The following is a 15,149-nucleotide window of genomic DNA, read 5'->3' on the forward strand; positions in this document are numbered from 1 at the left end:
ATAAGTTGGAGCCTCCGAGAAAATCGGGGCGGTTCAAACTTCAATGACAACTGCGAATGGCTGGTCAAGAAATTAAAATCATTTGGAGCGCATCCTCTTAATGGAAAAATGCCAATGGAGCGTCGTAACGCTGTCGTGAAGTGGTTCTTGGAAAATCCGGAAGATCAAGTATTGGTTGCAACACCTGGAGCAGCCAAAGAAGGATTGACACTGACCGTAGCAAATCACGTTATCTTCTATGACCGTACCTATAGCCTAGATGACTATTTGCAGGCACAAGATCGTATACATCGTGTTTCGCAAACTCGAACATGTTACGTCTATAACATGCTAATGGTCGACTCGGTCGATGAATGGGTAGACTGCTTGCTTGAGGAAAAACGACTCGCGGCACAATTAACACAAGGAGATATTGACGCTAAGGCCTATTCTGAGAGAGCCACGCTCGGTTTCTTTGAAATATTGCAAAAGATTCTTGGGGGGAATCAAGACTAATGGTTTCGTTGTTTCAGGAAGACTCAATCATACTACGTAAACGTGAGATCAAGGTAAAAACTGGACTTGTTCCTCATTCCAAACTGTTGTTTTATGCAGAGAATCCTCGTATCTACTCAATGGTGTGGAAGGATAATGGAACGGAGCCTACACAGGAAGAGATTTTCAGCGCATTATCAAAGTCTGATCATGTACGCGAAACGCTAGTTCCGAGCATCAAGAGTAATGGAGGTCTGATAGAGCCTGTTCTAATTCGCAACAATGTTGTTCTTGAAGGCAACAGTCGTTTAGCTGCCTATCGAATACTTGCCCAAAACGACCCCAAAACTTGGGAGAACATTCGTGTACGCATTCTTCCCGAGTCGGTTACGGACAGTGAGATTTTCACGCTACTTGGTGAGTTCCATATTGTTGCGTATTCTGATTAATTTGAACACCGATTCTGGTCAATTTGAACAGTCAAAATCCTAACGCATCCATGGCAGTGAATTTTTATCCCAAGTGTTCAACTTGGGTCAAGGAATTCAACTTTTTGCGCATCGATTCACCTTTCAGATTGATCCGGTGAGCGTTGTGCATGAGCCGGTCTAAAATAGCATCGGCCAGCGTGTTGTCGCCGATCGACTGATACCATTGGTCGGTGGGTAACTGACTGAGGATAGCGGTGGCGGACCGGTCATGCCGGTCATCCATGATTTCCATCAGGTCATTGCGGGTGGCGGCTTTTAACGGCTCCAGCCCCCAGTCGTCGATGATCAGCAAATCGAAGCTGGCCAGGTTCTTCAGCAGCTTGCCATAACTGCCGTCGGCCTTGGCCTGGGTTAGCGCCAGGATGAGGCGGGAAAGCCGGACATAGCGCACGCTGTACTCTTTCAGGCAGGCCTGGTGTCCCAGCGCACAGGCGAGGTAGGTCTTGCCGCTGCCGCAGGGGCCGGTCAGCAACAGGTTCTGCGCTTTGCGGATCCAGTCGCACTGCAGTAGCGCCGCCATCTGGCTTGGCTGCAGACCTCGGGGATGCTGGTAATCGATGTCTTGGGCGTGGGCTTTGAGTTTAAACTGGGCCGTGCGGATCAATCGCTCCTGTTTGCGCTGTTGGCGCTCCTGGGTTTCCTGGCCGACCAGCAGCTGCAAGCGCTCGGCAAAAGATAGGCCTTCATAGGCGCCCGGTTGCTCCTGCTGGGTTTGCAGGGCCGAGGCCATGCCGGTCAGTTTCAGTTGCCGTAGTTGGCTGAGGGTTTGTGCAATCATCTTGGCGTTATCCTGTTTTATTAAGGGGTAATCATGCGGTGAGGCTTCAGTGAAAGCTTTTTGGTCCGCGAATATTTTCATGATCCTGAGGTAATAAAGACGGCTGGACGAGCAGCGTTTCCGGCAGTTGATCACGGTTGCTGTGCAGAATGGCTTTGATGTTTTTCAAGCGGTACAAGCCCGCCTGGTTGGCGAGGGCGCAGGCCCGGTTCAGGCGTTCAGGTGGGTAGCTGCGCTGCAGATTAAGCAAGCCCAGACAGACGCGATAGGCCTGCTCCGGATGCTGTTGACGGTTTAACTGAGTTTTCACCCAGCGCAACACCTCAGGCCCCAGGGTCTGCGCCCAGTTCATCAGCCGCCCCGGCGTCCATTGCTGATGCTGGGCGTGTTTTTCCGGTCTATGCGTTGGTTCTGTTGTGGTGCCGGGATGAAACTGGCGGACATGGGTGGCGAGGCAACGGTTGTGAAAATAAACCTCGATCAAGCGCTCGCCGGCATGAATCTCCACCGGCTCGCCGACGCAGTGATGCGGGACCGAATACCAATGCTGCTCGTACGGGACGTGGTAGTCGAGAGGGACTCGGACCGTCTTGATCGCGATATAGCGATAGGCGTGTTTCGGCAGCGGTGCCAGCGCTGGCCGATCCAGTTGCTCGAACCACTGCCGGCGATTGCCCGGCCACTGCTTGAACGGCTTATCGTTCAGTTCGATCAACAAAGCTTGAATGCACTGATTCAGCTCGGCCAGTGAGAAAAACGTCTGATGGCGCAGCCTGGCCAGGATCCAGCGCTCGACCAATTGCACGCCGACTTCGGCCTTAGCCTTGTCTTTGGGCTTGTAAGGCCGGGCCGGCAGCACCGCCACTTCGTAATGGGCGGCCAGTTGCTGATAGGCCGGATTGAGCTCCGGCTCATAACGGCAAGCCTTGCTGACCCCGCTTCTCAGATTATCGGGTACCAGCAGCGCCGGACAGCCGTCAAAAAACTCGAAGGCCCGCACATGGCTGCCCAGCCAGTCCGGCAGGCTCTGGCTCCAGGTGGCTTCGGCATAGGTGTAACTGGAAGCGCCCAGCACCGCGACAAAGATGCTGGCCGGACGGATTTCGCCGCCAGTGCAGATGATGGGGACGGTCGGACCGGCATAGTCGATGAACAGCTTGTCGCCGGCCCGATGCGTTTGCCGCATGGAGCGCTTTTGCGCCTTCAACCAGTCGGCATAGCGGGCGCAGAACTGCGAGTAACTGTAACAGCGGTTCGGATACTGGCGGGTGTATTCTTCCCACAGCAACTGCTTGGTCACACCTTTTTTCCTCAGTTCCTGATGAATCTCCGACCACACTGGCTGCTGAAATTTGGCCGCAGGCCGGGCATCGGAGCTGGGGTACAGCGTCAACGCCAGGGCCTGGTCATCCAGTTCATCCGGCAGCGGCCAGCAGAGCTGATGCTGTTCGGCCAGCTTGAGGATAGTCTGGATACTGCCGACACTGATCTTGGTGCCGGCGCTGATTTGCCGGATGCTCAATCCGGCACTGAGACGCAGTCGTAAAACTTCTCTGATTTTTCGCATTGCAATTCGTTGGGCTGACATATCCTTTCCAAAAATCGGAACAGGATACTAAGGTTTAACAAAACAATGCGTTAGGAAGGATTCTGGCCATCTGAACAGCGATTCCGGCAGCTTGAACACCGATTCTGGAAATACCCCAAAAAGTGTTCAGCTTGAAACCAGAATCGATGTTCAACTTCGATCAGAATCAGTGTTCAGATTGAATCAGAATAGGTGTTCAGGTTGGGCCAGAATATGCAATTGTTGGTAAAAAGGACTGGGCGCCTTTTGAGCAGGCTGGCTATCTATATCGTAGATTCAAGGCCCATGGTGCTGATGAAAAGCAACTACGGGCCGAGGTAGGACTTTCCCTTGCAAAAATTCGACATCTTATTCGAGTATACGATTACATGCAGGAAGTAGATGACCGCAATCCTGAACGGTGGAGCTATTATGATGAGCTCCTTAAAAGCCGTTTCAACCACGCTCGAGAACTTTATCCTCAGTTCGATAAAAAAATTACCGAAATGATTCAGAACGAAGAAATCGAGCGAGCAGTTGATGTACGTGACGGTCTTCCAAAGATCGTCAAAGCTGGAGGCAATACCTTAAAAAAATTCATGAATGGCACATTCTCATATGATGATGCCTTACAGGAAGCACACCAGCGAGGTGCAGGCAATTTCTATACTAAAAGATTTTCGGATTTCAAAAATTTTCTAGCCGATGAAAACGTAGATTTCGAGATCATGAATATTTCTGACGATGAAAAAAAACAACTTAAGTATCTCATTGACAGAATCGAAGCACGAATTAAGCAGATATCAAAGAAGGTTAATGCTGTAAAGAACTAACGGCAGCTACAATATCTAGAGCTGTCTTGGTTCCGACCTTTGCTGAGCGGGCATTTGACAATACAACTTTCAGGGCTTCAAGTAGCGCTTTCTCAGTTTCACCAGAGAATAGGGCTATCTCTGAACCATCTGATTCTTGAATTTCCATCCCAAAGTTTTGGACTTCATCGGATAAATCACGGAGCTGGGTTGAGGCCAAGTGATAGTCATCAGGACTGTCCCCAAGCTTTTTAACCTCTTTTACTGCTTTTTGAATATGTTCATCTGTCAGTTCAAGAAGTGCTTTTTTTAGCAATAATGGTGTCTCGCTCTTTTGTGCAAGGCTGAACCAATCATTAACTGCCTTAAAATGAATCTGTGTATTACGTAAACTTTGGCGCTGCTGAGATCGTGTCCGAATACGGTGAGCTAATTCTCCAACACGTGCACTTAGCTCTGACATAAGCCATGAGTACTGAACCGTATGTTCGAAATCATCACGACGAGCATTCGGAATCATCTTTTTCGAAGAAACGTGAATGTCACCGATAGTCCAATTAGCGAATCGCGGCTCCGAATACAGAGGGGCTAGTAGTAACTCATCGCCTACCTGGATGTTACCTGCGCGCAGGCGAATTCCTCCCAAACCGAGCCTCTTGGGCACTGCACCCATGTAGTTATGGTCCGCGATCCAACCAAAAGCAGCCAATTCACCATCATCCCCAATTATTTCCAAAAATTCGATATCACTCAATGAATCTTTGATATTTGGGTTGAATTCGATGGTGTTACGGATACGATGATGAATAGGACCAACGTTATCATTCAATTCGATACGAATCGGCGGTTGAATGCCACATTCGGTCAGGAATGCTTGAATACTAGGTCCAAAACTGAAGTCAGGATGAAATGGAACTGGCGCAACTTGGGACAGATAGGAACGAATAGCCTGTTCGTTCATCAGTAGATCGTTCTTGAGGCGGGTAACTTTACGCATTTCTACCTCAAAAAATCGCTCTGCTTTATCATCTGCAGGCTTATCCGAATAGGACACAACTTCTCGGATGATATCGGTCAAGTTGCCTGTATAGTTCACATCTCGCATTTTCTCCTTCAATGCGCGACTGCTCCAGCTTACCTCGAAGACTTTCGCGTCACCTTCTGCCTTTCCCCGAAATACCAGTTCCTGGCAATAGCCTAGCCCTGCAAGTCTTCCAACCCCACGAAAACCTCGAAGGTCTGTACCTCGTTTATGACTTGCACCGATAGAGATAATTCGCTTTACAAAATCTGTATTTGGGATACCTTCGCCATTGTCGCGAATGCGAATTGTCCGTCCGGCGTGGTCTAAAGTAATCATGATATGCGGATCATCCGATGCCAATCCGGCCATCCTGGCTTCATCGATGGAATCAGCCGCGTTCTGAATGTATTCACGATAGACTGTTAACGGGTCAACGTACATCGCATTGGCCAGTAGTTCCAAGATATCCTTTCCAATGACTATATCAGAGTCTATCAAAGTCTTGGGCTGTTTCGTAATGTTGATTGCAGAAAAATTCATTTATTGTACTACCAGTTTTTTCATTTAAATTATGCTGTTTCAGCGAGACCAGCATCTTCAACTAATTCGTCCTCAGGAATGGATGGAGCAACATTCTTGTTATCTTTTAGGCGTTGCCTCATTACTTTCCAGATTTCAGCCTCCTCGTCTGACGGGAGAGGTACATAGTATCTGAGAATGCTATTAACCTTGGAACTGTTAGCTTTGCCAATCAGTCCGATGAATCCACTAGCTGTTGTTCCTGAAAGAAGATTTTCCAGTTCATAGCGCTCCTCCATCGTCAAGCGTTTAAAATCTGCTTCGAAAGAGTCGAATTCAGGGCGACCTTCATATTTTTCATACCAGAACCGGTTAAACAGGTAATGATGTGGTCGTAATAAAAGGTTCCCAAATTCTTCTTTATCTTTACCAAACGCTTTCCGGAAAAATTCAGGTGAGCCACTGACGATTCCATGTGTCGCCTGTAAAATAATCTGGATTGAGCGAAGATAGTAACGGTTCCAGTTTTCACTAACAAAAGATCGATCGGGTAAATCAGTAGGCTGATACCGCATCGGGAACGAAAAAATCCGGATGTTCAGCTTTTCATTCAGGTCGATATTGAGTCGCATTCGCTCATACAGGTCTGCTGGAGTATCTTTAAAGTTATAAAGCATATAATTGGATAAGTCATGCAGTCCTACTTCGTATGCCATATGGATTGCCGTTTCATATGGCTTGCGTACTCCAAGATGATCGAAAGCAATTCGTAGCGGACGAATGGCAATAGTAGCCATCTCTTCTAGATACATCTTATCTTTACACAAGATTCGTGCGTCGACCCCCTGATTGAAATCAACACGCCGTTGGACAGATGGTTTGCCTGGGCGACGGAACATTGCCCCTTTCTGGAAGCCGTTATCTCGAATTTCGGCGATGATGTTTTTATAGTTCTGCGATGCGACAACGTTATTATCCATCAGCATTAAGTCACGCTTCGGTCCATGACGTTCGTCGATCGCTTTGATCAAGCTGGTGATCGATTGTGCATCACGTTGATCACCTTCTAGCTTGGGTACTCCACAAAAGTGGCATTTACGCACACAACCACGGGAAGCATATGCAAAGTAGGCATCGTGTACTGGATAGACATACTGATCCCGAATTTGGTCGAGAATTGAGTAATCGGGCACTAAATCTTCAATAGGTGTGCTGCTGAAATCATCAGAGTATAGCTCCTCGGTAAAGTCATCGAGTTGTAGTGATTCAGAAGGTGATGATGATAGTAGGCCGCTAATAAAGCGTACGCCACGCCAACGAGGCTCAGCAAGGAAGCGCTCGTGCATCAATGAAGCAGCGATCCCTCCAACGAATACTTTGGTAGTATCGCCCTTAGCAAGGGTAATCGCGAAGTCGATAGTCTTCGCAATTTCTACCCACTCAAAGGAGAAAAGTGTCGTTACATATATACGATCCCAAATGCTATTAAAGACTGATCGATCCTTATTGCCTTTAATAAACTTTACGTTATCTTTTTTCCCATATGGCCCATGATAAGCGGCGAGCTTCATTAGCCCTAGAGGAGGATACTTATTTCTATAGCCAGGTTCGATTAAGAGAATGTTTTTATTAGCCATATTGAATCATGCGCCGAAACGCATCCTTTCGAATATCGAGGATCATTTTGAAGGCCATATCCGCCCCTTTGGCCCCACCAAATCCTTCTAAAGGCCCGTGGTTTGACCAATCGATATGGTCAACGAAATCAGATAACTTCGCGACGAAAAAATCAACCGTGATTGCTTCATTCCACGACTCGCGCACCAAATAGCCAGCTAAACTCATCATTGCATATACACCAATCCCCTTGGTAAGTAGATGATATCGCTGATTTTCCCACTGATCAGGAAGCGTAATCACGACCGCTTTCCAGTAAGAGATTGCGTATTTAAGCATTACTTCGGCAGTTATTGAATCACCCACCTTTGCCTCTTTGAAAAATCTCTGCGTTGCCTGATGCATTGTACGTAACGATGCAATTCGTTTAGTGCCTACTGTACGTGCACCACCAAGATCTAAACGTCCGCACCAAGGCGAATTAGGATCACTGTTTAGTCCAAGTGCCACAAAAAGCGCAGGATCAACCTTTGCCAAATCATTTCCTAAAGACTTAGCTGCAGTGAAATCTAGGAGACTACTACTCAATCAGAAATGGACCCAGAAAATTGGACAGTGGCTTAAGTGACAAAACTGCTCTATTGTGATCTCAACGTATGAGGAAAAAACAATGAGCAAAAAAAGAAGAAATCACTCTCCGCAGTTCAAAGCCAAGGTAGCCTTGGCAGCAATTAAAGGCGATAAAACCTTAGCCGAATTATCGTCTGAGTTTGATGTCCACCCGAACCAGATTACGCAGTGGAAGCAGCAATTGCTGGACAATGCCAGTGACTTGTTCAGCAAGGGTAAGCCTAATTCATCCGCTTCCGATGAGGCCATCAAGGATCTGCATGCGAAGATCGGTCAGCTGACGGTGGAAAACGATTTTTTAGCCAAAGTGCTCGGTCGCTAGATCGGGCCCAGCGCAAAGAAAACATCGATCCCCAGGCGGAGCTATCTGTGACCCGACAATGCAAACTGCTGGCGTTGAGCCGATCCAGTATCTATTACCGGCCTGTCGAGGCGTCCGATGAAGACCTGAGACTGATGAAAGCCATCGATGCCATTCATCTGGAGCAGCCGTTCAGAGGGAGCAGAAGGATTCGAGATGAGCTGCTGGATCAAAAGGTTGTCGCTTATATCAACCGCAAGAAAGTGCAACGGCTGATGCGGCAAATGGGCTTGGTCGCGCTCTATCCGAAAAAGAAGACCAGCCTGCCAGGCAAGGGCCATAAAATCTACCCTTACTTGCTGAAGGGCTTGCGCATTGACCGTCCCAATCAAGTTTGGGCAACCGATATCTGTTATATTCCGATGGCCAAAGGCTTTCTCTATCTGGTCGCGGTCATGGACTGGCATAGTCGTAAGGTCCTGAGCTGGCGCCTGTCGAATACGATGGATACCGGCTTTTGCTTGGAAGCCCTGGAAGAAGCCATTGCGCGTTATGGAGTACCGGAAATGTTCAATACCGACCAGGGCAGTCAATTTACCAGTGACAAATTTACTGGCATGCTCAACGCCCATGGCATCAAGATCAGCATGGACGGCAAGGGCCGCTGGGTCGATAATGTCTTTGTAGAACGGCTCTGGCGCAGCATCAAATACGAGGAAATATACCTGAAGGCATACGAAACGCCGCGGCAAGCTGAATCAGAAATTGGTAAGTATTTTCGCTTCTATAATGAAAAAAGACGACATCAGGGTTTAGCGGGAAAAACGCCGGATGAAGTCTATGACGCTGACCTTTTTGATGAACAAAAGGCCGCATAACCTGGCAGGGTTATCACTTAAGAATGATAAATGGCTGTCCAATTGGTGGGGTCCACTTCTATCCTTTGGCTTTACCGTTGATTGTTCGAAAGACTTCCATCTCCTGATCTTCTGACAAACCAAGATAAGTCATGAAGGCAAACTGAATCGGACTTCCCTGAAGAAATCCCAACCGGTGCTGCCCATCCACCTGCGTTAGGGCAGGTCCCTTTGCAAGTTCTAAGCGAAGCCGGGCTTTAGACCCCTCTTCGAGACACCAACGATCGGCTAAAGATTCTCGCAAATTAAAAGTTAGTGGGATGGAGGTTGTTCCAGGCTGCTGGATGTAGCGTTTGAACTCCAGACTATGTTCGCGTGACATACGCCGCTGATAGCCATGCCCTGTAGATTCATCTAGAACGTCAGCAAAGCTGGCACGAGCCAGGTCGCCGGCCGATGCAAAGCCAGTGAATACCTTGCGGTGCCCACAAAAACCAACTTGACCTTCAATTTCGAGTACTGTGGAGTTATTCATTTTGCAGTATATTGCTGCAGATTATTTTTGTTGTTGAGATGTGATTATTTTAACAATTAAGAATATGAATGTCGATCTAAATATTATTTTGATAAAAATTTAATAAAACTGCAGTATTAAGCTGCAATTTTGTGTGGGATTTACTAACTAAATGATGGTAATGCTGTCACGGTGGCGGGGCTAAGGATGCCTAACTAAATGAATGGCTGTAAGGGCAGGTATCAGTAAAATTATGGGCTAATTGCTCGCTTTTATAAAATGTAAGAAGCGTTCGAATTAATAGATAAAAGGACAATAATGTGTTATTGGCAAGACTGGACAAAGCCAACATTATCCAATGAGATGGCAATGCTGATACTTAGTATGATACTTTATTACTCAATTTTTTGTAGTTGAGAAGCGATTGTTCTGAGTCAGTATGATACTTTAATTTTTTATGATTGATTTTTGCAACGGTAGAATGCGGTCTCCAGCGTGTCTTAGTATGATACTTTATTGCCCTCTTACACCTGTTGTGGACGAACAATAAAGTTTGAAACCAAACAATAAAGATTGAAACTGTTACATTACAGCTTGAAATTAACACATTAAAGTTGAAAACTTCTTAAGTCCGGTTATGCATGATTAAATGCTGGCCGGATTTTTTTATGGCAAAAATTTAAATACTGCTTTACTGAGACACAAACTGCGAGGATTGTCTGTAAATTAACCTCAATTCGGTTTAAGCCTCATGAAGAAAGAGTAGCCGATCGACCCGCGCGTAGGTGCGAATTCACTTGCGCCCCTTGCGCGGGTATTCGCACTGGCACTGTGCTGCGCTCCGGGTCGAATGAATTCGACCCTACAGCCGCCCCATATCAGTGATAACAACCACCTCCCTTCTCTTTTTTATCCCAAATTCAGGTTAAATCAAGTTAAAAAATTTCATTTCATCTTGAATTATTTATCAATAACAAAAATTCTGTTAGGGTATCCCTATTTAAGCATTTCACCGTAAAACGCCAATTCACCTTGGCATATCTATAAAGTAAGACGAATGGAGAAAAACAGGCATGATCCGCTGCCACCTTGCCCGCTTAATGGGCGAACACAAAATGCGCATTGCCGATGTGATCAGGGAAACCGGCCTCAGACGCAACACAATCACCTTGCTTTACAAAGAAACCGCGCAAAAGGTGGACTTAGACGCACTGGATAAGCTTTGCGTATTGTTTGATTGTGAACTGAGTGAATTGCTGGAGCGCGTCCCGGCTCAAGAGGATGCGGCAAGCAAATTAAAGGAAGCCCGACATGGCCATTAAGAAAACCGAACTTTATTCCTCTCTCTGGGCAAGCTGCGACGAACTGCGCGGCGGCATGGACGCCAGCCAGTACAAAGACTATGTACTGACCTTGTTGTTTATGAAATATGTGTCCGACAAGTACAAGGGCGACCCCTACGGCATGATCGTGGTGCCGCAAGGCGCCAGCTTTGACGATATGGCGGCTCTAAAGGGCGATAAGGAAATCGGCGAAAAGATCAACAAGATTATTAGCGCCCTCGCTGAAGAGAACGATCTCAAAGGCGTCATCGATGTCGCCGATTTTAACGACGAGGACAAGCTCGGCAAAGGCAAGGAAATGATCGACCGCCTGTCCAAGCTGATCGGTATTTTTGAAGGGATCGACTTATCCGCCAACCGCGCCGACGGCGACGACCTGTTGGGCGACGCCTACGAATACCTGATGCGCCACTTCGCCACCGAATCGGGCAAGTCCAAAGGCCAGTTTTACACCCCGGCCGAAGTCTCGCGCATTCTCGCCAAAGTCATCGGCATTAACAAAGATACGCCGCAGGATGCCACCGTCTACGATCCCACCTGCGGTTCCGGCTCGCTGTTATTAAAAGCCAGCGACGAAGCGCCGCGCGGCCTGACCATCTTCGGCCAGGAAATGGACAACGCCACCAGCGCGCTGGCACGCATGAACATGATCCTGCACAACAACGCCACCGCCAAAATCTGGAAAGGCAACACCATTGCCGACCCTCAATGGAAAGACGCCAACGGCAAGCTGAAAACTTTCGATTTCGCCGTCGCCAACCCGCCGTTTTCCAACAAAAACTGGACCAGCGGCATCAACCCGCGGGAAGACGGATTCGACCGCTTCGTCTGGGGCATTCCGCCCGAGAAAAACGGCGACTACACCTTTTTGCTGCACATCATCAAAAGCCTGAAAAGCACCGGCAAGGGTGCGGTGATCTTGCCGCATGGCGTGCTGTTTCGCGGCAATGCCGAAGCACGCATCCGTGAAAACCTGATCAAGCAAGGCTACATCAAAGGCATTATCGGCCTGCCGGCCAACCTGTTCTATGGCACCGGCATTCCGGCTTGCATCATCGTCATCGATAAAGAACATGCCGCACATCGCAGCGGTATTTTTATGATCGATGCCAGCAAAGGCTTCATGAAAGACGGCAATAAAAACCGGCTGCGTGCCCAGGATATACACAAAATCGTCGATGTGTTCACCAAACAATTGGCCTTGCCGCGCTACAGCCGTATGGTCAATTTAAGCGAGATCGCCGCCAACGACTACAACCTGAACATCCCGCGCTATATCGACAGCAGCGAGCCGGAAGACTTGCACGATCTCAGCGCCCACTTGCAAGGCGGCATTCCCAACCGCGATATCGACGCGCTGGCGAGTTATTGGCGGGTGTTCCCCAGTCTGCGCAGCACCCTGTTTACCGCACATCGCTCCGGTTACAGCAAGGCGTTGATCGCGGCTTCCCAGGTGAAGGCCACGATTCTGAATCATCCCGAATTTACCGCCTTTGCCCAGCAAAGCCTTCGGCCGTTTACCGATTGGTGCGAACGTGCGGCATTGCATGACATTCAAATAGGCCAGCAGCCCAAGGTGATCATCCACCGCATCAGCGAAGACTTGCTGCAAGCCTACGCCGATACTCCTTTGCTGAGCAAATACGACATCTATCAAATCCTGATGGATTATTGGGCCGACGTCATGCAAGACGATGTCTATGTGTTGGTGCAGGACGGCTGGCAGGCCGGTAAAACCCTGCGCGAACTGGTTGCCCAGAAAGGCGAAAAGCTCAAGGAAACGCCCGATCTGGTGATTAACAAAAGCAGATACAAGGCCGAACTAATCCCGCCGTCGCTGATGGTGGCGCGCTATTTCAAAGCCGAACAAGCCATCATTGAGCAAATTCAAGCCGATCTCGACGCCGCGACTCAGGAACTGGAAAGCTATATCGAGGAAAACAGCGGCGATGATGGGCTGTTGAGCGAAGCGCTGAACGACAAAGACAAGGTGACCGCCGCCAGCGTCAAGGCGCGTTTAAAACTGGCCACCGAGACGGACGAAAAAGCTACGCTTAAACAGGCGCAAAAACTGTTCGATGCCGAGGCTGAAGGCAAAAAGTCCCTGAAGGAACACCAGGAGGCGCTTGATTTGGCGGTGTTCAGGCGCTATGCCCGGTTGAGCGAAGAAGAAATCAAAAACCTGGTCGTGCAAGACAAATGGCTGGCCACCTTACAGGCCAATATTGAAGCGGAAATCGAGCGTGTCACCCAGCAACTGGCCAACCGCGTCAGAGAACTGGAGGAGCGTTATGCCGAGCCGTTGCCCGCCATCACTCAATCCATTGATGTGCTGAGCGATAAAGTCGCTGGTCACTTGAAGGCGATGGGCTTGGGGTGGGCGCTATGACAGCAACCAATAATCAAGTAGCTGAGGCGAATGTTAAGTATCTGGTGAATGTTACAGGGCAAACTGTGCCTGCTGGGTACTCATGTCCGCCAGAGTATAAGCAGACCGAAGTGGGGATGATTCCAATAGATTGGGATTGCTGTGCGATAGGAGATTTTAATCCGTTTGTAACGAGTGGTTCACGAGGCTGGGCTTCATTTTATGCCTCTCATGGAAATATTTTCGTTAGGATTACCAACATGTCGCGCGAGTCTATTTATTTAGATATGACTGAGACAAAGTTTGTTTTGTTGCCCCATCAATCGTCGGAAGGTAAAAGAACTTCACTTGAGAATGGTGATATTCTTGTATCCATCACCGCAGATATTGGTATTTGCAGTTATGTGGATGGCCGATTGGAAAAGCCTGCTTTTATTAATCAGCACGTTGCGCTTGTTCGTTTTGATAAAAACGAAATAGATTCAAAATATGTAGCTTACTTTTTATCTTCCGAGAATGTTCAAAAGCTCTTTAAAGGAGCGGCTGATCAAGGCGCGAAAGCAGGAATGAATCTCGATGCAGTGCGGAAGATAAAAACTGCAATTCCATCAAAATTAGAACAAACCGCCATCGCCAATGCCCTGTCCGATGCCGATGCGCTGATTAACGAGCTGGAAAAACTGATTGCCAAAAAACAGGCCATCAAAACCGCTACCATGCAACAACTCCTCACTGGCCGCACCCGCCTGCCCCAATTCGCTCTGCGCGAAGATGGTACACCGAAAGCCTATAAGCAAAGTGAGCTGGGGAAAATTCCAGAAGATTGGGAGGTGTTTGCTATTAGGGACCTAGGTGATATCGTAACTGGTGGAACACCTTCAACATCTGTAATCGAATATTGGAATGGTGATATACCTTGGATTACACCCTCGGATATCAATGATTCTAAAGATATTTCAAACGGTGAGAGGGCAATCTCCTCTTTAGGGCTGAAATCGTTAAGGGAGCTACCCGCCAACACCGTATTGGTTACTTGCATTGCAAGCATTGGGAAAAACGCAGTTTTGCGAAAGATTGGAGCATGTAATCAACAGATAAATGCAGTAATTCCAAGAAAAACTGTAAATACAGATTTTCTTTTCTATGCAATTGAACAATCAAAAGAGCGACTTAAAGCCTCTGCTGGAATCACAGCAACTCCAATAATTTCAAAAGCGTTGTTTGGAGAGTTCTTGTTAGTAGCTCCAGATATTCGAGAACAAACCGCCATCGCCACCATCCTGTCCGACATGGACGAAGAAATCCAAACCCTGCAAAAACGCCTCGCCAAAACCTGCCAAATCAAGCAAGGCATGATGCAGGAGCTATTAACCGGAAGAATCCGGTTAATAAGTGGAAAGTTGACAGTGGAGAGTGGAAAGTGACCAATCGCTCTCAACTCTCCACTTTCAACTCTCAACTCAACAAAGGTCCTTTGTGGGAGAAAAGCTTCGCTTTTGCATTGCGCATCGTGAAAATGTCGAAGCATTTGCAAAATGAAAAGCGAGAGTACGTGCTAAGCAAGCAAGTGCTTCGTAGCGGCACGGCAATTGGTGCATTAGTACGCGAGGCGGAACATGCGCAAAGTAAAGCGGATTTCATTAACAAAATGAGTATCGCCCTAAAAGAAGCGAACGAAACCAATTATTGGATTGAGCTATTGCATCAGTCAGGCGAGATAAGCGAAGAAAGTTACCAATCAATTCATTCTGACGCCCAAGAATTACTTAAGTTATTGGTTTCCATCGTTAAAACTTCGAAAGAGAGATTGAATAATGACAGACCATAACTCTCCACTATCAACTCTCCATTTTC

14 protein-coding genes are annotated in these 15,149 nt (G+C 47.8%); 8 read left to right on the forward strand and 6 right to left on the reverse strand.

What is annotated here, in order from left to right; genetic code table 11:
• Together ACTNE6_RS00255 and ACTNE6_RS00260 are read left to right on the forward strand one after the other, a co-directional pair.
• Nucleotides 1-495: a helicase-related protein gene (locus ACTNE6_RS00255; protein WP_442499723.1), complete on the forward strand. Its 495-nt coding sequence runs from the start codon at nt 1-3 to the stop codon at nt 493-495.
• The gene (locus ACTNE6_RS00260; protein WP_442498193.1) at nt 495-923 is read left to right on the forward strand and encodes a hypothetical protein; all 429 of its coding nucleotides are present in this window, start codon (nt 495-497) and stop codon (nt 921-923) included. Before ACTNE6_RS00255 ends, ACTNE6_RS00260 begins: the two co-directional genes overlap by 1 nt.
• 64 nt (nt 924-987) lie before the next feature.
• Here ACTNE6_RS00260 and istB read toward each other — a convergent pair whose 3' ends face one another.
• Entirely contained in the window at nt 988-1,743 is a 756-nt protein-coding gene (gene istB, locus ACTNE6_RS00265) for an IS21-like element helper ATPase IstB (RefSeq protein ID WP_442497230.1), read from the reverse strand.
• Between the two features lie 46 nt (nt 1,744-1,789).
• On the reverse strand, nt 1,790-3,331 hold the full coding sequence (gene istA / locus ACTNE6_RS00270; protein WP_442497231.1) for an IS21 family transposase: 1,542 nt from the start codon (nt 3,329-3,331) through the stop codon (nt 1,790-1,792).
• A gap of 368 nt (nt 3,332-3,699) precedes the next feature.
• On the opposite strand from istA, the gene ACTNE6_RS00275 reads away from it, so the two are divergent.
• Nucleotides 3,700-4,143, forward strand: coding sequence for a hypothetical protein (locus ACTNE6_RS00275; protein ID WP_442498194.1), 444 nt, complete (start codon nt 3,700-3,702; stop codon nt 4,141-4,143).
• Here the strand turns inward: ACTNE6_RS00275 and ACTNE6_RS00280 are convergent.
• Genes ACTNE6_RS00280 through ACTNE6_RS00290 form a run of 3 tightly spaced genes read right to left on the reverse strand, consistent with a single transcriptional unit; the run spans nt 4,124 to nt 7,819 of the window.
• The gene (locus ACTNE6_RS00280; protein ID WP_442498195.1) at nt 4,124-5,686 is read right to left on the reverse strand and encodes an ATP-binding protein; all 1,563 of its coding nucleotides are present in this window, start codon (nt 5,684-5,686) and stop codon (nt 4,124-4,126) included. The two genes, ACTNE6_RS00275 and ACTNE6_RS00280, sit on opposite strands and share 20 nt — an antisense overlap.
• A 29-nt stretch (nt 5,687-5,715) precedes the next feature.
• Entirely contained in the window at nt 5,716-7,302 is a 1,587-nt protein-coding gene (locus ACTNE6_RS00285; RefSeq protein ID WP_442498196.1) for a hypothetical protein, read from the reverse strand.
• A complete protein-coding gene (locus ACTNE6_RS00290; RefSeq protein WP_442498197.1) occupies nt 7,295-7,819 on the reverse strand; it encodes a hypothetical protein in 525 nt (174 codons plus the stop codon). Before ACTNE6_RS00290 ends, ACTNE6_RS00285 begins: the two co-directional genes overlap by 8 nt.
• Before the next feature lie 133 nt (nt 7,820-7,952).
• Between ACTNE6_RS00290 and ACTNE6_RS00295 the strand changes: the two genes are divergently transcribed.
• A protein-coding gene (locus ACTNE6_RS00295; RefSeq protein WP_442497520.1) for an IS3 family transposase occupies nt 7,953-9,091 on the forward strand; the annotation gives its coding sequence in 2 pieces (ribosomal slippage) (nt 7,953-8,205 and nt 8,205-9,091; 1,140 coding nt in all).
• 58 nt (nt 9,092-9,149) lie between these two features.
• Here ACTNE6_RS00295 and ACTNE6_RS00300 read toward each other — a convergent pair.
• Nucleotides 9,150-9,605: a hypothetical protein gene (locus ACTNE6_RS00300; protein ID WP_442498198.1), complete on the reverse strand. Its 456-nt coding sequence runs from the start codon at nt 9,603-9,605 to the stop codon at nt 9,150-9,152.
• A gap of 1,052 nt (nt 9,606-10,657) precedes the next feature.
• Here ACTNE6_RS00300 and ACTNE6_RS00305 point away from each other — a divergent pair.
• The 4 genes from ACTNE6_RS00305 to ACTNE6_RS00320 are packed head-to-tail and all read left to right on the forward strand — an operon-like array spanning nt 10,658 to nt 15,123.
• On the forward strand, nt 10,658-10,906 hold the full coding sequence (locus ACTNE6_RS00305) for a helix-turn-helix domain-containing protein (RefSeq protein ID WP_442498199.1): 249 nt from the start codon (nt 10,658-10,660) through the stop codon (nt 10,904-10,906).
• Nucleotides 10,896-13,316, forward strand: a complete 2,421-nt coding sequence (locus ACTNE6_RS00310) for a type I restriction-modification system subunit M (RefSeq protein WP_442498200.1) — start codon at nt 10,896-10,898, stop codon at nt 13,314-13,316. The genes ACTNE6_RS00305 and ACTNE6_RS00310 overlap by 11 nt, the downstream gene beginning before the upstream one ends.
• The gene (locus tag ACTNE6_RS00315) at nt 13,313-14,719 is read left to right on the forward strand and encodes a restriction endonuclease subunit S (protein WP_442498201.1); all 1,407 of its coding nucleotides are present in this window, start codon (nt 13,313-13,315) and stop codon (nt 14,717-14,719) included. The genes ACTNE6_RS00310 and ACTNE6_RS00315 overlap by 4 nt, the downstream gene beginning before the upstream one ends.
• Nucleotides 14,716-15,123 carry a four helix bundle protein gene (locus tag ACTNE6_RS00320; RefSeq protein ID WP_442498202.1) on the forward strand — a complete coding sequence of 136 codons (408 nt, stop codon included), beginning with the start codon at nt 14,716-14,718 and terminating at the stop codon, nt 15,121-15,123. The genes ACTNE6_RS00315 and ACTNE6_RS00320 overlap by 4 nt, the downstream gene beginning before the upstream one ends.
• Nucleotides 15,124-15,149: the final 26 nt, after the last annotated feature.

The organism is Methylobacter sp. sgz302048 (assembly GCF_052162025.1).
Classification (GTDB): Bacteria; Pseudomonadota; Gammaproteobacteria; order Methylococcales; family Methylomonadaceae; genus Methylobacter.